This is a genomic window from Endozoicomonas arenosclerae (genome assembly GCF_001562015.1).
In the GTDB taxonomy this organism is placed as follows: domain Bacteria; phylum Pseudomonadota; class Gammaproteobacteria; order Pseudomonadales; family Endozoicomonadaceae; genus Endozoicomonas_A; species Endozoicomonas_A arenosclerae.
In genome coordinates this window covers 1-19,381 of sequence record NZ_LASA01000069.1, presented here as the reverse complement: position 1 = coordinate 19,381, position 19,381 = coordinate 1, and the positions used below count along the sequence as shown (strand labels likewise).

At 47.8% G+C, this 19,381-nt stretch carries 23 protein-coding genes and 1 tRNA gene; 7 read left to right on the top strand and 17 right to left on the bottom strand.

From position 1 onward, the window contains the following. Positions 1-375 precede the first annotated feature (375 nt). Positions 376-675: a hypothetical protein gene (locus WG89_RS30300; RefSeq protein ID WP_153301522.1), complete on the top strand. Its 300-nt coding sequence runs from the start codon at positions 376-378 to the stop codon at positions 673-675. A 55-nt stretch (positions 676-730) separates the two neighbouring features. Here WG89_RS30300 and WG89_RS10435 read toward each other — a convergent pair whose 3' ends face one another. After that, complete coding sequence (locus WG89_RS10435; RefSeq protein ID WP_062265304.1) at positions 731-2,680, bottom strand: bifunctional diguanylate cyclase/phosphodiesterase; 1,950 nt, start codon at positions 2,678-2,680, stop codon at positions 731-733. Beyond that, positions 2,677-3,360: a transglutaminase-like cysteine peptidase gene (locus WG89_RS10430; RefSeq protein WP_062265301.1), complete on the bottom strand. Its 684-nt coding sequence runs from the start codon at positions 3,358-3,360 to the stop codon at positions 2,677-2,679. The genes WG89_RS10435 and WG89_RS10430 overlap by 4 nt, the downstream gene beginning before the upstream one ends. Positions 3,361-3,672: 312 nt before the next feature. Here WG89_RS10430 and WG89_RS10425 point away from each other — a divergent pair. Next, a tRNA-Ile gene (locus WG89_RS10425) sits at positions 3,673-3,749 on the top strand. 272 nt (positions 3,750-4,021) lie between these two features. Here the strand turns inward: WG89_RS10425 and WG89_RS10420 are convergent. The 11 genes from WG89_RS10420 to WG89_RS10370 form a co-directional block, all read right to left on the bottom strand. Further along, positions 4,022-4,552 (bottom strand): DUF1441 family protein, encoded by a 531-nt coding sequence (locus WG89_RS10420; protein WP_062265298.1) that lies wholly within the window; start codon positions 4,550-4,552, stop codon positions 4,022-4,024. A 533-nt stretch (positions 4,553-5,085) separates the two neighbouring features. Next, positions 5,086-5,325 (bottom strand): hypothetical protein, encoded by a 240-nt coding sequence (locus WG89_RS10415; RefSeq protein ID WP_062265294.1) that lies wholly within the window; start codon positions 5,323-5,325, stop codon positions 5,086-5,088. Beyond that, positions 5,306-6,424, bottom strand: coding sequence for a hypothetical protein (locus WG89_RS10410; RefSeq protein WP_062265291.1), 1,119 nt, complete (start codon positions 6,422-6,424; stop codon positions 5,306-5,308). Before WG89_RS10410 ends, WG89_RS10415 begins: the two co-directional genes overlap by 20 nt. Continuing rightward, positions 6,414-6,665: a hypothetical protein gene (locus WG89_RS10405; RefSeq protein ID WP_062265288.1), complete on the bottom strand. Its 252-nt coding sequence runs from the start codon at positions 6,663-6,665 to the stop codon at positions 6,414-6,416. Before WG89_RS10405 ends, WG89_RS10410 begins: the two co-directional genes overlap by 11 nt. Continuing rightward, positions 6,662-7,126, bottom strand: coding sequence for a hypothetical protein (locus WG89_RS10400; RefSeq protein ID WP_153301521.1), 465 nt, complete (start codon positions 7,124-7,126; stop codon positions 6,662-6,664). The genes WG89_RS10405 and WG89_RS10400 overlap by 4 nt, the downstream gene beginning before the upstream one ends. After that, positions 7,123-7,734, bottom strand: coding sequence for a hypothetical protein (locus tag WG89_RS30295; RefSeq protein WP_153301520.1), 612 nt, complete (start codon positions 7,732-7,734; stop codon positions 7,123-7,125). Before WG89_RS30295 ends, WG89_RS10400 begins: the two co-directional genes overlap by 4 nt. Positions 7,735-7,821: 87 nt before the next feature. Next, positions 7,822-8,211 (bottom strand): hypothetical protein, encoded by a 390-nt coding sequence (locus WG89_RS10390; RefSeq protein WP_062265280.1) that lies wholly within the window; start codon positions 8,209-8,211, stop codon positions 7,822-7,824. Positions 8,212-8,282: 71 nt separating this feature from the next. Continuing rightward, a complete protein-coding gene (locus WG89_RS10385; protein ID WP_062265277.1) occupies positions 8,283-8,483 on the bottom strand; it encodes a helix-turn-helix transcriptional regulator in 201 nt (66 codons plus the stop codon). Positions 8,484-8,569: 86 nt separating this feature from the next. Beyond that, the gene (locus WG89_RS10380; RefSeq protein WP_172806776.1) at positions 8,570-9,283 is read right to left on the bottom strand and encodes a hypothetical protein; all 714 of its coding nucleotides are present in this window, start codon (positions 9,281-9,283) and stop codon (positions 8,570-8,572) included. Between the two features lie 146 nt (positions 9,284-9,429). Continuing rightward, a complete protein-coding gene (locus WG89_RS10375; RefSeq protein WP_062265265.1) occupies positions 9,430-9,690 on the bottom strand; it encodes a type II toxin-antitoxin system RelE family toxin in 261 nt (86 codons plus the stop codon). Beyond that, a complete protein-coding gene (locus WG89_RS10370) occupies positions 9,687-9,881 on the bottom strand; it encodes a hypothetical protein (protein WP_062265263.1) in 195 nt (64 codons plus the stop codon). The genes WG89_RS10375 and WG89_RS10370 overlap by 4 nt, the downstream gene beginning before the upstream one ends. Before the next feature lie 123 nt (positions 9,882-10,004). On the opposite strand from WG89_RS10370, the gene WG89_RS10365 reads away from it, so the two are divergent. Both WG89_RS10365 and WG89_RS30290 read left to right on the top strand, forming a co-directional pair. Then, positions 10,005-10,541 carry a hypothetical protein gene (locus WG89_RS10365; RefSeq protein WP_062265261.1) on the top strand — a complete coding sequence of 179 codons (537 nt, stop codon included), beginning with the start codon at positions 10,005-10,007 and terminating at the stop codon, positions 10,539-10,541. After that, a complete protein-coding gene (locus WG89_RS30290; RefSeq protein WP_153301518.1) occupies positions 10,538-10,699 on the top strand; it encodes a hypothetical protein in 162 nt (53 codons plus the stop codon). The genes WG89_RS10365 and WG89_RS30290 overlap by 4 nt, the downstream gene beginning before the upstream one ends. 25 nt (positions 10,700-10,724) lie before the next feature. Here the strand turns inward: WG89_RS30290 and WG89_RS10360 are convergent, their stop codons facing one another. Further along, on the bottom strand, positions 10,725-12,113 hold the full coding sequence (locus WG89_RS10360) for a tyrosine-type recombinase/integrase (RefSeq protein ID WP_062265258.1): 1,389 nt from the start codon (positions 12,111-12,113) through the stop codon (positions 10,725-10,727). A 349-nt stretch (positions 12,114-12,462) separates the two neighbouring features. Here WG89_RS10360 and WG89_RS10355 point away from each other — a divergent pair, with 349 nt between their 5' ends. Continuing rightward, entirely contained in the window at positions 12,463-14,289 is a 1,827-nt protein-coding gene (locus WG89_RS10355; protein WP_062265254.1) for an HAD family acid phosphatase, read from the top strand. A 29-nt stretch (positions 14,290-14,318) separates the two neighbouring features. On the opposite strand, the gene WG89_RS10350 is transcribed toward WG89_RS10355, so the two are convergent. Genes WG89_RS10350 through WG89_RS10340 form a run of 3 tightly spaced genes read right to left on the bottom strand, consistent with a single transcriptional unit; the run spans position 14,319 to position 15,988 of the window. Then, positions 14,319-14,822, bottom strand: coding sequence for a chalcone isomerase family protein (locus WG89_RS10350; protein ID WP_062265251.1), 504 nt, complete (start codon positions 14,820-14,822; stop codon positions 14,319-14,321). After that, positions 14,819-15,328: a DUF2878 domain-containing protein gene (locus tag WG89_RS10345; RefSeq protein ID WP_062265248.1), complete on the bottom strand. Its 510-nt coding sequence runs from the start codon at positions 15,326-15,328 to the stop codon at positions 14,819-14,821. The genes WG89_RS10350 and WG89_RS10345 overlap by 4 nt, the downstream gene beginning before the upstream one ends. 60 nt (positions 15,329-15,388) lie before the next feature. Beyond that, the gene (locus tag WG89_RS10340; RefSeq protein ID WP_172806775.1) at positions 15,389-15,988 is read right to left on the bottom strand and encodes a YceI family protein; all 600 of its coding nucleotides are present in this window, start codon (positions 15,986-15,988) and stop codon (positions 15,389-15,391) included. Between the two features lie 258 nt (positions 15,989-16,246). Between WG89_RS10340 and WG89_RS10335 the strand changes: the two genes are divergently transcribed. Both WG89_RS10335 and WG89_RS10330 read left to right on the top strand, forming a co-directional pair. Continuing rightward, a complete protein-coding gene (locus WG89_RS10335) occupies positions 16,247-16,936 on the top strand; it encodes a hypothetical protein (RefSeq protein WP_153301516.1) in 690 nt (229 codons plus the stop codon). Between the two features lie 57 nt (positions 16,937-16,993). Further along, positions 16,994-19,216 carry a hypothetical protein gene (locus tag WG89_RS10330; protein WP_062265240.1) on the top strand — a complete coding sequence of 741 codons (2,223 nt, stop codon included), beginning with the start codon at positions 16,994-16,996 and terminating at the stop codon, positions 19,214-19,216. Positions 19,217-19,381 lie beyond the last annotated feature (165 nt).

The window sequence follows — 19,381 nt, the reverse complement described above, 5'->3', positions numbered from 1 at the left end:
CACTCAGAGGTGAAATGGCTGATGTCCAGAGCCATCATGAGAGATTATTTTGAAGATAAAGTCTGTATCGATAGTAAAAGTAACTTCACCCTCAGCACTTTCAATAAAGCTAAAAAGCATTTCGAAAAAACCGAGCAAAGACGAAAGGCTCTACTTTTAGACAATTTCATCAAATATCAGTCATACAGCCCGATTTTTTTCGCCTTTACTTTCAGTCACTCCCCGTTCGAATATCAGCACTGCCTGGGAAAGCCTATAAGAAATGAATCCTGTCATATGACACCGATAGAATTAAGACCCATCAGACTCGAAAGGGTAAGATCCTTTGTTACGTACTTCAACGCAGTCTTTAATATCTATTCTGAACAATCGGAAATGATGACGACTCTCGGCTTGGACTTCTCTCAATTACTGCAGATTGGGTTGAGCTATTGCGGCCATCAACTTGAAGTAGACAAGATATCTGCTCAGCACCCTTGTCTGAGCCTCACCCAGCACCACCTTCAGAATTATCACTCCGTTAGAAGCGATTGGAGCTCGGTTACGAAAATGCATCATGAATACCAGGGCAAAGCTCTTACTATCAGACTGGTGTCTCTCAGTGATGACCAAACCCCTATGGTCAATAGCTTCTCTCTACAGTCGATGACTATCCAGCCTTTAAAGATAGAATAATTCTGCAAAGCCCAGGAGGCTGACCGAGAATAGACCATTCAATATACGACGGGGATTACAGACGCTCTGGTCGACCCAGATAGAACCCCTGACCACCCTGAACACCCAGATCTCTGAGTTTCAGCCAGTCCTGCTCTTCTTCAACATCCTGAGCCAGAAGCTGGATATCACGGCTGCTGGCCAGCATGGCCAAAGTACGAATATAGAAGCGATTTCCCTGATTATGGGCGATGCCCCTGACAAAGCTGCCATCCACCTTGATGTAATCAAGATTCAGCATATGCAGACTGGACAGGGTTCGGCTGGCAATACCAAAGTGATCCACTGAAAAACGACATCCGGTCGCCAATAATTCATCGACAATATCGGACAGTTGATCTCCAGCCAGCAAAAGGGTTCGCTCAGGAATTTCCAGAATCAGCCTGCTGCACAAGTCCGGTACTGCCCGAAGTGTTGACAGGAACCAGTCATAAAACTCCCTGTTGAGCAGGGAGCGGGGAGACAGATTGAGACAGAAGCGCTCTTTAGGATCACCATTGCGCATTTTCACCAGCAATACTTCTACGACCACCTTGTCAAAATCGGCGTGTAGATCAAAGCGTTCCACCATGGGCAGAAAAGCTTCTGCCGAAGCCAGTTCACCCAATAACCTTAACCGGGTGAACACCTCACGGAATATCAGCTGCCCGCTAAAGTCCACAACGGGCTGAGCAAACAGTTCTACTTCCTGAGATTTCAGCACCTGGCGGAGAGATTCTTGCCAATGACCTTCACTCCACTGGCTGTAAGGCTGGCCATCCTTTATGTCTATTTCCCGAACTTGCCAGTTATTGCCTCCGTTATGCTGAACACTCCGCAACAATTGATCAGCTTGATGCAATAATTCACCCTGATCGATTCTGCCAAGGTGTGTCACTGCGCCTATATGCAGGCTTTTCTCACCTTCATCACTGGAGAAAAAGGGTAAAGATGCAATAGAGCGGAAGCAGGCTTCAGTCACCTGGTTCGCTTGCTCCAGATCGCAGGCGGGTACAAATACTGCGAACTCCGATCCACTGCGCCGCCCGGCAAAAGACTCCTGCCAGCGCTGGATGGGCTTACACAGATGTCTGGCCAAATCCACCAGCAAGCGGTCGGCTTCGGTTCTGCCATGATCGCGGTTGTAATCATCCAGTCCACTTATCTGCAGCAGGAGCAAGCTGCCACCAGACTCTCCTCTCTCTTTACTGATCAATTCACTGGATAACCGATCATCAAAAGCACGTCGGTTAAGAATGCCTGTCAGCGGATCTTTAACGGATTGTCGTCGCAGTTCTTCTGTCAGTATCACTTTTTCATTAAACAGCAGCTCCAGCTTGCCCACCATACGGTTCATGGCTTCAACGACTCGGCGAAGATCTCGGGTTTTGGGTAAGCGGGTCTGAACATCAAAGCGCTTTTCGCAGATAGCATTGGCCTGCTGTTCAAGCCGTTTTAAAGGACGTAACGTGATTTTCAGGAGCAGGTTCAGACCCAGAACGGCCACCAACAGACCACAACCAAACAACCAGGTACTGTGCAGGGTTTTACTCCATAGGCTGCGGTAGGCATAGCCTGGATGACTGGAAACATAGAGGGTTCCGGCCAGATTCCAGCCTCGATTTACTTCTGTAGACACTTCAGGGGCTTTCAAGGAGACCAGTGAGACGAACCAGCCTGGAACATCGTCCAGCACCAGATCATGTTCACTGCTTACCAGTACATTTCCTTCTGCGTCGGTAAAACGAATGACCCGGTAATAGCCCCGGTCAAAAATGGCATCAATCATTGAGTCTACAGTAGCCACGTTGCCTGCTTCGGTCGCGGCTATGGCCAGACCCAGAGAGGTAGCCGTGTCCTGCGCATGAGACTCCAGCTGTTGTTGCAGGTAGCTTCTGGTATCACTGATACTCATGATCAGACTGCCACCAAAAAGCAAGAACAGCAGAATCGTTAAGTAAGCTGCGAGTTCCCTGATAAGTGTCATGGTTTTTTCCCTGCCCCGGGTTTTCCGGTTGCTCCCTGCTCCACTGACAGCCGCAGGCGTTTCCTTAATTCCATCCACAGGCTGATTCGGTCAGCCTTTCCTACTCTTACCCCTTTACCCCTCTGCCTGGCAAGCCAGAGACCATCACCGTTGAAGTTATACACTGGCTTAAGGTCCCTGCGTACACTGGCCTTGAGAATCTCCCCTTCCAGGTTATCCAGAATCAGAGGCTCGGCACCGGGCTTGGGATAGTAACTGAGCACCATATGGGCCTGATTCAGCTTCAAAGCCTTTACGTAAGTGATCCTGAGTTTCTCATCGGCCACACCCAGCTCCCGCAGGGTGAAATACTTGGCAATGGAAAAGTCTTCGCAATCGCCACCGCCACTGGCAAGAAACTCCACCGGTGTGGCCCAGAAGTCCTCTTCTCCCCAGTGACGAAGATCACTGATAAAACGAAGCTGATTAAAAAACTGATTCACTTTTTTCAGCTTCTCGGCTTCTGATAACCCCCGGCTGCTATCCAGCAGGTTCTGCCAGGCCACCATGCGCTTTCCGGCCTTGTCTCCATAATGTTTACGCACATTCTCCAGCAATACCTTACCCACATAGAATTCACTGGCAAAAGCGAAAACCAGGCAGGAAGCCAGCAACCAGGGCGTGAAAAAGTGTTTAAGCATGACATCCCGGTCATCAACGGATCATGGACTGCCTAATAAGAAAGACAGGTTTTGTTTCAGACTCATGCCTGTTGTTTCGGCCAATGACGGGAAGCAGTGAGAAAAAACCGGCCGAGTTTGACGACTCGTTTACCCTTCAAGCGGGTTGAAAGAACCTTTTTTGATGAGAAAAAGCTTTATTAAAATCAGAGGGTTGGCGAGAGCCCTCCGATATGCTTATAATTCACCCCCACTAAGACCCCATGACCCAGAAGTCTTATGCGATCTACGCATTCAAAGGTTAAGGTCAGGATTAGTGTCAAATAGTGTTTGGGGCCTTTAGCTCAGTTGGTTAGAGCATCCGACTCATAATCGGCAGGTCCTGGGTTCGAGTCCCGGAAGGCCCACCATATAAGACAAAGCCTGTAGCGTTAGTAAACACTATGGGCTTTTTGCTATCTACCTATTTGCGCCTACTAATGCGCCTACTTTGTGTCGGACTGTAGCGGTATTAAATGGGAATAAAATTAACTCCTCCTCTCCAGCCTGATCCATTAACAAAGCCAAGACAGAAAAGCCTATATCTGGTTACTCATCACATCTGAGGAGTTGGCTATCAGCTGGCCTAAGAGGGAATACCCGCTTAGCTTGCCAGTTATTGAAGCTGCTCATACACGAGCAGTTAAGAGTCCTCCCGGTAGTCTTCTTCAGAATCTAACTCAGCTCCTGCTTTGATGGCAGTCAGATACATCTGCTCTTTAATCGCGTCTACCTGCTTCTGTGAAAGCTCGATAGCCTTACCGGTTAGCCCTATTTCTTTCAGGGCATCTACAAGACTGTCCAAAGGCGGCACTATTGCCCGGTAATAATCAGCGTACCCCTGCCTAACACCTTCAGCAGGTACAAGGTTTTTGGCGTGCTTTTCTGCGGCCATTCTTGAACGCTCAGAGTCGAACCAGTCTTTACGATCCCTGGGCGACATCTGCTGGGGTGAATCATAATAACCAAAGACAGCCCCGGTTTTAAATTCGGCAGGTTGATACATGGCTCTGGCTGCGTCTGCCATCAGGTAAACAGGTACTCCAGCTATACAGCCCACTGGTAAAAAACCAGCACTCTTTAACCGCTTTCTGACTGTTGGGCGGGTGGAGCTAAATGCTTCTGCCAGCTGGGTAATATTCCATTCCTGAGGAATCCTTTTCTCGTTGTCCATTTTGCAGTGTTTCCAGTTGTTTATGCAGTAACCATGCGGGTTTGTTTGCGCTGGTGGTGGCAACCATACTATACCGAAAATTAACCAAACACCGCGAGTCCGCCTCCCCGTGGAGCTTGTAAACGGGTCAGGGTCCCATCAGTAAACTGTGTGGATCTGCATAGTTTGTGTCGACCGCTAGATCAGTTAGCCAGGTTGTTATATCGAATCAGGAAAGTTTTGGCAGGTCAGACGGTTAGCTTTGACAACTAAACAACAACCAACCCTAAGGAAAGTTTCATATTTAGTGAGATTTCGCGCGTCAGCCTACCCGCATGGTTGAAGATCTGGAAAGGACCCAGACACAAAAAAGGCTCAATCCGAAGATAGAGCCTTTTATCAGCAGTCTTGAATGGCTTGTTATCGCCCTTTTCAAGACTGGCTACACCGGACGTACCTTAATGTAGTCTCGAAAGCCCGATACCTAAGCAGAGCGGGAACACTGATAACTATACAAGACAATCAGCGCTATTGCTTCACAGCTCAGGCTTTATTCAGAATAACCAGCACATCTGGCCATCGGCCTGTATTTCAGCCGTGAAAGGCTGTTTAACAGGCTTACTGCCCTGAACAACCTGCCACTGTCTACGGTTCGCCCGGGCTTTCTTATCTGCATGCTGCTGGATCAATGCCCACCAGTACAACGCCTCATCAGTACTCATATCACCGGGGATGCTCTGCCGTATGTCGTAGTCTCGAGCACACTGGTAGACCTCAAGTTTCACTTTTTTCATGAGCCCCGATCCCTATCTCCTGCCGTTTGCGTTTTACCAAGCTGGCCAGTTGATCAGGGGTTACCTGATTCTGTGAAGGGGTAAGCAGCCTCTGACGCGCTCTAAGCTCTTCTTTCAGTGTTGGCCTTGGTAAGACTTCACTTACAGATTCTACCCTCTGTTGACAGCTATGAGCGTTGTCACCGTCTAACACGTCAAGATGCCAGGCAATACCGAAAGCGTGTTCAGGATGTTCAATATCCCAGTGAGTCATGGTTATCGCCTGCTTTACGGCTTTATCCATTGCCATGATTAACTGCTTTGGCTCACAATCCGCCAGCAACGCCGAAAGTCTTTTCTGAATAGCGGGTCCAAAGTATTCAATGGTGTGATTTTCGGTGTGGGCAATCTTCACAGACCATCGTCCAGACTCGGCAACCATTCGCCAGCATTCAATAAACTCATTCAGTCGAGTGTTTTTTATGTGAGTGGTGCCTTCAGGCACTCCAGCATATTCTGGAGCGGCGTTCGCCGCGCACTCTTTATTATCTCTTTTATTATTATCCTTTATTATCTCTTTATTATCGTGTGATGTTTTCATCACAGGGGGTGTGATGTTTTCATCACAGGGGGGTGTGATGTTTTCATCACAGGGGGGTGTGATGCTTTCATCACAGGTAGGTGTGATGCTTTCATCACAGGTAGGTGTGATGCTTTCATCACAGGTAGGTGTGATGTTTTCATCACAGGGGGTATGGTCATTCTGACGTGAGGTCAATTTGTCATGCTCACCATCATCAGGGCTGTTAACTAACCGAATCTGCTGGGGCCTGCCTTTCCCTCTCGACAGCCTTTCAACCAGACCTAACTGTTCTAATTTTGTAACAAGCCGACTTTGCTGCTCTCTCGCCACATTACGAACTTCAGCCACATAGGAGACTGACACAAACCCCTTTCCAGACTCGGACAGGGTTTTGATAATGGCCAGGGTTTCACGGTCAGCCGATGACAGGGCTTCATACTCATAGAGAAAGGCGGGTATCCATACCCCGGTAAACCTCTTTTGATTGGCGGGGTGTGCCTGTCCACCAGCTTCAGACGCTTTATCGTTATCTGTCATTGCGTTCTTTTCTCTCTAACTTGCTCTTGAGCGCGTCCATATGGACTGAGGTTTCCAGACAGTGCGCTCTCAATGAGTCAGCCAGGTATACTAACTCTGTAAGGGTCAGCCTTGAACTTTCCCGGTTGGCTTCCATATCTGCCAGGCAGTTGTATAGCAGCTCTGCCAAACCTGCTGACGGGATAACATGCCGGTCGAGATCGGCCACGATAAATCCCAGCTGATTGTTTGGCCGGCTCATGGTTCACCTTCCAGGGCATTAAAAAGCTTGCTGGCCAGAAACGAGAGAGAATGACAATGGATCCTCAGGGAGTCCGCCAGTTGAATTAAGTCTGATAGCCGGGTGGTGGGTTCTTTGTCTGCCTCGATGCTCACCAGCCCGTTAAACAGTATTTCCGCCAGACCTTCAGCGGGGGTGCTCTGTTCATCCAGATCTTTGGCCAGCAGAGTTTTCGGGGATGTTTTGGCGGGTGGTTCTGACAGTGGTTTGCCGGGTGCTTCCTGTTCTTCCAGATCTCCGGCAATCCTGTCTATATTCTCACAGCAACCTTTGAGGGCAGCCGCGATACTGGCCAGTTCAGTACTGTTGAGCCTTGGCTCCATGCCACAATCGATAGAGACCAATTCATCAGACAGTATGCGAGCCATACCATAAGCCGGATGACTGTAATCACTCAGGGCTTTAAATTGATCTTTGCTCATGCGCTTACCCTCCCTGCTGGCTGCCAGCCACACACGACGGCATTAAGCCTGCTGGCTTCTTTCCGGGCTTGCTCGTGGGAATTGAACGACAGGAAAATGTAACCACGTACACGACGGTTACAAAGACGGCTTGAGTTGCCTTTCAGTAAGGCAAGACGACAGGTGATAGCCATAGGGTGGCCTCCTCTAATTGTGGAGCCTGTCACCCAAGGTCTCAATCTTGATTTGGTGACAGGACTGGAAGGGTTGAGACTACCGGTATTAGAGGAAACCGGCCTACCCGAAGGTAGCCCCACCAGCCCTGTCATTAAAACGGGCAGGTATGCGGAATCGGTACAAAAAAACCGCATTAAGCGGCTGTACGCCTCTAATAAATACCGGGTCTCAATCCGGGTTACAGATTTTGCTGTAACTGTCGATACAGTACCGCACCTTTTCAGAGCTGACAATGGGTGATTGTCATAGAGGGTCTGGACATGTTGTCCATACTGTTGCTCTGACTGTTGTTCATAATGCTGGTAGCGTTGCCGTGTCTGGCTTCCCTTTTGCCCTTCTTTGTGCCCTTCATAGGGTTGCTCTACAGGTTGGCTGAGTTTGTTTTTCTTCATGGCCTGGTCTTCACTTTGCGCTGGATGGCACACTTGCCCAAAGCGGGATTTCCCGCTTAGCTGCCTTAATAATGGGATTTTCCGTTTTTAAAATTTGCCTTCTGACTTAACCGGGAATTGCTCCACCAGCATTAACGCCTGGTTCACGGGCAAGTATTCAGCGCCACGCTTCAACCGGTAATGATTTAACAGGGTCAGTGCCTGGTCTGCAGCTTTGCGGGTAGGTATCCAGTAGCGGTAAAAGTTAGCCTGCCCGCCATCACTGCGGGTGAATGGATCAGCCGCACGGGCAATGTGAATACCCTGTTTTCCCAGTCTTGAAACATCAGTATTCAGGCAGCTACTCCAGAACCAGCCAGGCAGCTGTTTAAATCGGTAGCCCTGGTTCGGGCTGGCCACTTCAATCTGTCGTAAACCTGCCGGACCTGCTTCAAGAAAAGCGTACAGGCAGTTTTCTATTTTGGTGGGGTGCTTCATAATGAGCTTTCCTTGTGATGCGTTACGGGCTTTCCGGTGGGGGACTGGCAGCCCGTAGCGTGTTCCTTTCTTTAAGCGGCTTCTGACTTGCGCTGTTCTTCCCAGGCTTCCAATGTTGATAGCTCCCAACGGACACAACGCGGCCCCATCTGTACAGATTTGGGAAAGCTGACAGTGTCGTCATTCATCCAGCGGTATAGGGTGGTGTTGCCGATCCCGTAGCGGGTCAGCACTTGTTGGCGGGTGAGATAGGTTTGCGCTTGTGCGGTCATGGTCTGATTTCCGTGTTGTTCTTTGGGTGTCCACGGAAACCAGACTAAGACAAGCTCAATTAACTGTCAGATGGATAAATCAGCTTTTAAACATCCATGGCTATTTTTGCCGGCGGAATAAGCTCAATATCCTTGAAGCAAGGGTCTCGACTCTCTTCACTGTCTATAAATTCAGCCGTAATATTTTTGCAGTGTTTTCTGTACCAATCTCTGACTGTGCTCTCTTTGACCTCTTCATCGATCTTTTCGGCTACCAACTCGCAGGCTTCATCTAGCGTGCTACCTCTTTTCATCAGTCTGGCAACGTAAACAGCACATAATAAAGTCATGGAGTTCTTGAGATTTCTTTTAAATATTTTGCTTTGGGTTGGTCTGCCTCCACCTCCACGACCGACTTTAACCTTAAAGGCATCATCTGGCGCCATACCTTGGTTAAGCCTCTTTAAGCAACGACCTAAATAAAGAAGAGCATCATACTCGGAAGGTGATAGTGATTCTTTTGAATCATAGAGAACTGAAGTTAATGCCTTTTGCGCTAATGCTAGAACTATATAACTGTTTTCCACATTGCCTTGTTCAGCTGAAAGTAATGACTCTATGTCACTTAATCTTTTACGGGCAGAGTGAGCGATTCTTAGTTCGTCCTCGGTAAACTCATCCTCTCTGCTTATCCAGTCGAAAAGTCCAAGCCCTAACTTTGAAGACTGTTCGATCAGTTCAGCCAAATCTCTACCAAGTGGGTCAAAGCTTAATGTCCAATCCACTATAAAATCATCATCAAAATCATCAACGTCTGACAAGGAATCCAGAAGGTATATGTTATCTACCATCACTACCCCTAGCAATCCCACCAAAGCAAGCCAATCAGGGCGGGTGGGTTATCCGCCTTTTCAGGTGTACGGCCCTAGACTGGCTATTCGAGTACAGACTCAAGCCTGTGTTGTTCTTATCGGTAGACGTCTTTTCGGTGGCCTACCTTCACCACTTCGATAATCAGCTGACCGCTCTGTACCTGGTACACGATCCGGTAATCACCAGACCTTACCCGGTAAGTATGTTCTGTGCCTGACAGCTTCTTGCAGCCAGAGGGGAAAGGCTCAAGCTCCAGAGATTCAGCAAGGGCCACCAGCTTAACGACGGTAGTCTTGGGCAGCTTCTTCAGTTCTTTCAGGGCTGAACGCTTCCAGCGTAATGAATAACGGCTCATAGCTTGCCGTCTGCTTTCAGCTCTTTGATAACCTGGTTATGGGATACCGTCTCTTCGTCCCGGCGTTCTGCTACGGTTGCCAGGTCTTCAAGGTCGTCTAACAGTTCCTGATATTGATCCACAGGAAGAACCACGGAAACACGGTTGCCCTGATCGTCGGTTATATATTGTGGTTTTGACTGTGCTGGCATGCTGCTGTCTCCCTGCCCAAATAACAGCTTGTGATTCCAGCTTTGCCAAAGCCAGGCTCAAGCCGCTGGATAGTGGTATGATCCGGTACGGTATGGAAATAGAATAACAAAGGATCGATGTAAATGCTTGCGACACACATGGATGCAAAAAGCCGTTATGAAGTCTTCCGTCAACAAGCAAGAACCCTTGCCCACGAAGAGTTACCCAGAAGATTAAAAAAAGAACTTCACTTGTCTTCTGTTGATAGCCGAGCTCTCAATGCCTTTAAGATTTGGCGGGATATGCCAGAAAGAAGGGTTGATTGGGACTGGACGTTCGCCTCAAAGTACTGCTTTCGATACCCTAAAGCGTTTGATTTGTCTGTTTGGCATGGCAGTAGACTGTGTTCTTTATCACTGGGTAGACCCACTTATCACGGAACAAGTATGCGTTTGGACTTTATTGAACGCACTCCCAAAAACTCACTGTTTGCAAGTGATATGTTCCGGATTTCTTTATTGGCTTATGAAACCTATGCCAGCTTGATTGGTGCTGATTACCTCCGAGTCGTTGAGCCCATGAATCAAAAGCTTATTGATTACTACACTTCTCATGACACTGGGTTTACTTTCGTTCCCGCCACTAAAGGGAACCCTTGCTATCTGGTGAAAAAACTATGACGCTCGAAGAACGCATAAAGAAAGCTCGTGAGCGAGCCAGAAAGTCAGCAGAGCAGCTTTTCAAGCCGCTCCCCAAAGAAATACAGGAAGAGCTGGAGAAAGAAACCGCTCTTGGTAATCCTGAGAATCTGGTCAAACCAGACAACAAGGACGAATGACAAGCTACTGGTAAGAGAAACTCAATCAATCCTGCCTGCTGGTGGTCTGGCGATACTGGTCAAGATCCACCAGCTTGGTAGCTTCACCCTTGAGAATCTTGTCTAAAAATGCGCCGTATCTCTTCAGGGCTTCCCGTTTCTCTGGTAACCGGTCTGAATGATCATAGTGCTTGCTCTCAATGCTGCCATCTTCCCGGCTCTGTATCAGAAAGCGTTGTTCCTGGGGAACGCGACACTCGATAAGCAGGTTAGTTGCTGTTCTACGCATGTCTTTTGAGGTAAACCGTTCTGGTGCCTGCTCACCTTTTGCCTTGGCTTCAGCCTCCAAGAAACTACAGTATTCATTAACTCTACGGGTCAGACTGGTAACCTTTAACGGAGCCTTACCCGTAATGGAGAAAGGCCACTCATGAGAGCCGGTTATCAATTTCAGCTCTTCAAGTATCTGCAGAGCCCGGGCAGTCAGTGGCATGACACGCTTTCTTGGATTACCGCTTTTTCCTTTGCGCTCAATGAAAGTGAAGTGCCTTCTTTCAAAGTCAATATCTGACCATCGACATAGGGTTATCTGCTCTGGCCTGTTACCCGCCGTCGCCAGCATGAAACGTAGCAGCAAGCCAAAGACAGGACTACGGTTCGGCATGGAAGGAATAAAGTCATTCCAGAGTCTTTTTATCTCTTGGTGGTTTAGATAACGCTCTCTGACTCTTTCAAAGTCTGCTTGCCGGGGTACGGCCGACACAGGGTTATGCTCAATAAAAAAGCGCTTGCCGTGCTCTACCTGCTCCCGTGGATCATTATCAGCTTTCATCCCATATTCATAAGCCGCATGGAGATAACTTCTCAGCCGGTTACTGGTAGTTGTAATCCCTTTCTCTATCATGCGCCTGATAATGGTTACTATGTCTTCAACAGTAATATCTTTGGCTTTGGATTTGGCCAGGTTGGGGAATGGGTTCTGAACGTATAAGGCAAATGCCCCCTCAACCACTCGCGCAGACTTCTTTCCCTGCCTGTAGAGGGATGACACATAGTTTTCACACAGTTCCGAAAGTGTGCCCTGACTTTCTGCCAATTCTTCCTGTCGCTTGAGTTCTTGTTGCTTCTTCTGGTGCTCCAGCTCTTGAGCTTCAAGGTGTGCTTTCAGATCACCTCCGCACTCCCGGCGAGTGTTCGCTAGCTGTTGGGCCTTGTCTCTACATTCGGCCAAGCTGAAACCATGCCCATCTCTGGTGAGCTTGTATTGCCCTAACTTTACCTTGCTTTCTTTGCCCTGCTGCTTGTATTTGTAATATGCCTCAACTGTACCGCTATTCCTTTTTTCAAATAGCAAAACCCCATCACCACGACTGCCTACCTGTTCAGTCAGCCGGTATTTAATGTTCTTCAGTTGAAGTGGGGTTAGTTTTGCCATGTTGACCACCTTTGATAGTTGCGCCTACTTTGCGCCTTCTAATGCGCCTTCTTTCTGTCGGGCTAGAGTGAAAAACTATAGTACAGTCTGGAATCATGAGGAAATAATAAACCCAGTAAACAAGGACTTAAAACCGATTTAAGGAATGGTATGGAATTGTACGAAAGTACATATTTAAAGACTCATAATCGGCAGGTCCTGGGTTCGAGTCCCGGAAGGCCCACCATATCCGCAAGAAAGCCACAGATTTTACGGTCTGTGGCTTTTTTCGTTTCTACGTCTCTGGAACCTTCCAGCCCCCCGCCAGTCTTACCTTTATTGGATTAACTTCTCTTATAAGGATGTAAGAATGCAGGCCATTTCCAGTGCTTCCTCATTAGCCCAGAACCCAATCAATGCGGTCAGAGAGATCGCCCAGCGGATCAGAACCCTTATTCTTGAGAACTATCTGAACATCGAGGCCATGCAAAAGTTGGAAGGCGTTGCCTTTCATCCATCTGCAAAGCTGGATAGCCGGGAAGTTGATCGCTGTGAGCTCTATCAAACCCTGATCATGGGGCTGGCCTGGAAGCAACTCTCGGCAGCAGGACATATTGCCCTGAAACAAACCTTTGTTCATGCCACACAGGCACTGAAAGAAGCCATCTCTGACCTGAAAGATAATGAAAAGTTGGCTCTATTCGTTGATCTGGATGATGGAACCGTTGAAAGCACTCCTTACTTCGCAGGGTTAACAGGCACCAATAATGAAATGACCCAAGAGAGGAGTTCTGCCTGGTGGAAAGCTCAGGCAAAACGCTCTTATGCTTTATGCGGTGCTGAGGCATTTCTCAAAGAGGCTGCAGCCACAGGCAAAGTTAAAATCTGCTACCTGACCAGTCGTTCAGACCCCTCCCTTCAGAGTGATACGATTACCATGCTCAAAGCCTTCGGATTCCCGGATGTTTCCGAAGATTCTGTGAAGATTGCTCACAAAGGGAAATCCAAAGCAGAGCATATTGCTGAAGTCAGAGCCGACTGCCAGAAAGCCATGTTTATTGGCGACAAGCTGGGTGACTCAGGTATAAAAGCCTCAGTTTCTACAGAACAACTGAGAAGCACCATCAGAGAAGAAACCCGAAGCCGATGGGGGAATGATTGCTTTGTAGTGACCAACCCCGTTTACGGCCCTTCCTGGGAAGGCATCACCCATGCACCTTTTAAAACGACTGCCCCCGAAGAGTTTGATAAAAGACAACAGACGTTACAGATATGGGATGACCCGGAACTGCCTGAAAAGACCCCACCAGCGCCTCTGACTCAACAAATGCAGCAGGCACTGCTGTATATGCAGAGTCCTTCCTACGACGCTCTTACCCTGCAAACCTGCAACAGGGCTGGAGCCGAATTTGAAAAACGGGTCAAAGGTCAGGACACCTCCAAAATGGTGGCCGTGATGGATATTGACGGCACTGCGGTCAATAACAGTCGGTGGATGGCAGGCCTTTGCGCCAAAGGACAGATGAGTAACCAAAGCTCACTGCATCGTTATGTGTTATCAGGAGACGCCTCGGCTATCGAAGGCGTCAAAGAGCTGGTACAGCACTATCGCGATCATAATATACCCGTCGTCTGGGTCACCAACAGGGGGCCTGATCTGGATGCAAAAGTCAGTGATAATCAAGTCAGGGAAGCTACCCGCAAACAGCTGGAGCAACATGGATTGTTCAGAGAAGGCGATGAAATCCTGATGAAAGGTGACTGTCAGGACTACACCCCGAAAGGAGAAACAGAACGCTCCAAGCGGGGTCGCTTTGACGCCATCAGGCATGGCCAGGTGATACCTGGCAGAAACAATATTGTTCAATATGTTGGCGATGACCCCGCCGACCTGGAAATGGATGCCGAGCCTTACCACGACATCCACTGTGACCACTGGCCTTCACAGGAAGCTTCAGAAATAGGCAGTCGTCGCATTCTTATGCCCAATCCGATCTTCTATCGTGGCTGGCATAAAGCCCTGGTCAAACACTGGGCGAAACAGGATAGTAGACCTGAACTCACGACTGATGTAGCAAAAGCAGCCAGAACCGAGTTGGAATTAATGCGTTGGCGAACTCATACAGAAGTGGCTGAAGACAATATGAAAGTGTTGAGCCAACTGGAGAGGCACTTAATAACGACCAAAGATCATTGAAAAAGTCGAAGTAGATTTACTGTTTCGGCTTATTCTCTCATGCCGGTCAATTGATCCCTCAGACCAGGATACGCCGTTTCATCCGACAGCCAGATATCAACAAAGGCTTTGGCATGTTCATTCTCAATACTGCTGCCTAACAGTTTTCCAGCCTGATAAAAAAATCCCTCTCCATTATTTAATACAAACAACAAATGATCCCCTTTACGAATATCGGGCCATATCCCTGCCAGTTCTGACAGCCATATTTCACGACGATTCTCTTTTATACCCAGATGCTTCCACTGATCATCAGTTGCCTGCAGTAAATCATCCTTATCAATATTTCTGCGATAAGTAATTTTAAGCGCCAGCTGACTCTGTTCTGGTGAATAAATACCTTCCGGGGTACGCAATTCAGAATCGTAAATAACCCAGAATCCCCAGGTCAGCTGACTTTCGCCAACGGTTTTCCAGCGATCCCAAACTGCAGAACTGGCAAACGATTCAATACATATGAGCCACATAAAAGCCGTCATAAATAGAGCCTTCATACACCAGCCTCCTTGCCTGACATTTTCTTATAGTGCTTAAGCCATAACAGAATCAGAGCGGAAAACAGTACCCAGCATGCAAACAGAATTGAAGCAGTCAGGTAACTATTCCATGGCAGAGTGACTGCTCCCAGTCTGGCTCCTGCCAGATAACTCATCATCCCACCAGCACCGCCCAGTAGAACAATCAGCCCCGGGGATCTATCACAAATCTGATCCCGTACATGCCAGATAAAGGTGGCAAAACCTAACCAGAGAATAACGAGCCAGAGGGGAATGAAAACAGAGTCGAAACTGAATACGCCAAGCCTGCCCAAAATGACATCCATAAGAATGCCTTGAACAGCAATGAGGAGAGCAAACAGAGCACTATCAGGTGACGCAAACCAACTGGCCAGCAGAAAGAAAGCCCCCAACCAAAGGTATTCATCTTGCCCCAGCACCATTAATAACCAGAAGAGGTTAAAAGCAATGCTAATCAATACCCATTTTCCATTGGATTCCATAGTCGCAGAGTCCGTTACCCTTTATGAACTCTACGGTATGAAAGCAGGATTGGATCATGTTCAGCTTTTGGTTTCAGGATTCTGATTAAAACGCAGCTTGAAAGTAACGGGCACTGACTGGGAAATGCTTTTGACTCCAGCCAGATCGATCAATGCCTGAATACCGGGCATCAAACCAAACTTGCTGACATCAAGCAGCAAAGGCTTAGCCGTAGAAACTTCAACAGTCTTATCATTCAGCATGGTGACATTCAGCGTCTCACGCATTCTTCTTGTTTTGCCATGCAGTGAAACCTTGGCTGTAACCCGGACTTTATCCGTTTCGCCCACCTCCAGACGCTCATAAAGCTTTTGGCTCAATGACACTTCCACTTCAGCGTTGGGGTAACGAGTGGTCTGGAAGAAAATATCTCTGAGTCGACCATCCCTCTTTTCAATACCCGTATTCAAACTGTTGAGTTCAATGGTCAGCTTTGCTTTGCCTGAGTCGGTGATATTGGCCTCAAACGACTCAAAGTGTCCCACTGTCCCAACGGATGCGGCTTTAATGAAAGTGAAGTAGATCTCTGACTGGTTTTTATCAAGGCTCCATTGTGCCTGGGCGCTGCCGATCATCAATCCCGATAGAGCAATTGCCCTTAAAATGCTGGCAAACTTCATTAGCTTTCCCTGATTCTTCTTTTTTTCGTTTTGAATCTGCATCCTATCTTCAGCGACTTCTTCTGTAAAATCCCTAAGGGTCAAATCTGACCAAAACACTCTTAATGACATATTCAAATCTGGGTCTATCCTTAGACGCACCTTGAAACAGCAGAGTTGAGGCCTGTCATGAAACTCATTGCCCTGTCAGGTGTCCATTTCAGATATACGATAACAGTCCTGTTTATAAGTATTTTTTGTCAGCCTTTACAGGCTGATTTGAGTATTACAGTCCAGGTCGATAAATATCCACCGCTGGATGATGAGTTCAACGCCAGAACAATATTTTCAATAGAGTCACTGAAACTTAAACAAAGTTGCGGCTTTTTTACCCCCTTTAACGACTCCTGTACTCCTTATAGAACACCCAACTGTGATTACACCTCGGAGGCATCCGGTCAAAGCCAGGCCAAGCCAGCCGCTCCTGCAGCACCGCCTAAAACCCGGTTTATCGATGGCAGGACTGAAAACCCAGACGACTATGAAGAGCTTCAACCCCAACCTCCACGGGACCCATCAGACCCTAAACCCGACCCCGTAAAGTATGGTGAACTCACTGCTCAGCAAATTCTCCAGCTGCACCTTCAGTACAGTTATGCCCATCAGCAAGGGAACACAACGCACACACTGGTAGGGGATTTTCTGGCAACCAATACCATGCATTTTGCCATTGATACTACCCTGGCCCTTGCTACTTCAGGCCTTCATCTTCTCGCTCATAACCATGATGTAGATGTTGATTCAGAAAACCCGACGGCAACGGTTGATTCAGTAGTTCAGACACTGCCTGAAACCCAGCACCCAGCCATTGTTCTCTCTACATTTATCAGCGAACACTATGCCGACCATCAGATCTTTGATTTTGTCCGATTGATTCGCAGTTGCTTTGGTTTACCCAGCAGCAACTAACCCTCAAAACCACTGTTTATTTGTTATTTGAACCAGAGACATTCAGGATGGAGCTGAATGAAAACAGCCAACTACTGGCAGATAAAAACGATCCAATTAACCCGGGGCCTTCTGTTCTTTCTGTTTTTTATTTCAGGTCCCAGCCATGCATTGGAATCTGTAATCAGTCTGATGATTACAGCCCAACAATGGCAACAGGTTCAGAAGAGTCTTCCCACATTTAACCAGACTGAACCGGGTATCCCTGAACAGATTGAACCCTTTCCTCTGCCCGATACCCCCATTGGCAAGCAAGTCAGATATTTTCTGGTACCCGAACAGCCTTCCCAGGACCCCATCATTCATTACGACTGCATCAAGAACCTGACCCTGCATATACACGATGGTGGCAGTCCAATGTATTTACCCGAAAAGCCTTTAATACCCAGCCCGCTTTTTGCCGAATATGAATACATTTCACTGAATAATGTCACTGAAAAACACTACATCATCCATGAGCCTTTCCCTCCCGGGAACGAGCCAGACCCGGATCATCTTGTTCCGGATAACGACGATAAGAAAGCCATTAAAATACCCGGGGGTACAAGCCGTAATGATGTAGAACTTTTCTTGATTGAAGTTAAGACCCCCGCACTTCGACTGACAGTTCGCTTTAAAGATCAACAATTACTGGTGTATAAAGCCCCGGAAGCACTCGATGAACTCTTCCACTCTTTATACGCAGAAGCAGACTTGTCTGTAGAAAACCTGGATAGTCTGAAATTCTACCTCCCCCCAGCTTCTGATATTCCCTCCATCAGTCAGGAACTTTCATTACCGAAAGATATGCTGGCCCAGTTTTTTTACAGCATGGGGTTGCTGGTTGCTGTTACTGAAGTTGATGGAGAGCGAATCTATATCTTGCGATGGCCTGATGGCTCTATCACCAGCATTACCCAGCGAGAGTTTTTCCGTCTCCAAAGTATTGCTTTTGAAGCTGAACTGGAAGCATTTATCAATGGCCCACTCTTTCCCAAAATAGCACCTGAGGTATACAGAAATGGCTACGCCTTGCCTGACAGCCAGCAAGGCGGCAGTTCATATCGGGATTGGTGCGATGCCAATGGTTTCAGTAGAAGTGATGGTAACGCCTACTGGCGAAAGCAGTGGTCTCGAAACTGGCAGATTCTGGACTCAAAAGCACAACCATTCCACTGGGCCGGAATTGGTATTGAAGACGTTCTGAAAAAAATCTGGATGGCCCCTAAAAAAAAGAAGAAAGGTAAGAATCAAAACAAGAATTCGCCACCTCCTCCTATGGAAGCGTCTCCACAAGGCAGAGAAGAATCATCCCCGGAAGCAAAGCCAGATGATCCCCCAGCCAGACCGATAATTCCTGCTAAATTGCCCGATTTCGAAAGCTTACTTCAATCCAAAGACGTGAGCCGTGTAGACCATATCGAGCTGCAGGCCATGTCTCAGGTAGCCAGACACATCTGGGTGATTTTCTTTTTCCTGACAGGTATTGATCTTCCGGAAGCCAACGAAGAGGTATCCCGCGAAACACCCATTCGACTCGGTATGAAATGGTTAAAAAACAGTTCAGAAGCAATGCTGCCTTCCGACACGTTCCAAAACCTTTTCAGCTTTATTGAACAATTGGGGATTTACTCCCCTGGAGCAGGAGCCCTAATCAAACCCTCCGGGATAGTAACGGACCTGTGCAATCACTTTGGCCCCAGAACTTCCCGTTGCACAAAACTGAGAAGACACATCAACTTTTTCAGGCTGGTCGTTTATCAATGCCCGAGCATTATAAAGGGCGCAGTTCACGCAACGGAGTGTCTGGAAACCGCTCACTGGACCCTGACACGCTTAAACTTTCTGGAATCATTGATGATTTCCACCCCTTTATTTGACCGTCACCTGAAGATCGTTACCGATTATCTGGAGATGGAGCTGGAAGAAAATGAATCCCCTTCCCGGCAATTGATTGATGCCGTCATTCACCTTATCGATCAGCACGATCTGGAGGAATATTGGCCGCTGTTAGCCTATAACCTGGGCATACCTTCAAACGTCCTGGATTTATTCAAGTCATTTGAAACAGGAGCCCGTGAAACAATGGGTGAATGGCAGTCAGTCATTCATGCCGTTTTTAAAGAAGCTCTCCAACTCAGGGATGGCTTTATAGATCCACTGGAACTGTCTCTGGTACCAGGGCAATTGCATCAATTCAGAACGACTGAGCAAAGCAGCTTTTTCAGGTGCTTATGGTCCCACCCTGCTAGCTTCCGGTGACTCTTGATACTGCGACTTCCCTTATTGGCTTTGATAGCGTTCAGCGCAAGCCGTCTCAGAATGGAGAAATTTTCAGCCCCATTTCCTGTGCTTATCTGACATGCGTCCTCTGAAAATGCAACGTCCAAAATCCAGTGCAGATTATTCTCCACCGCCCAATGATTG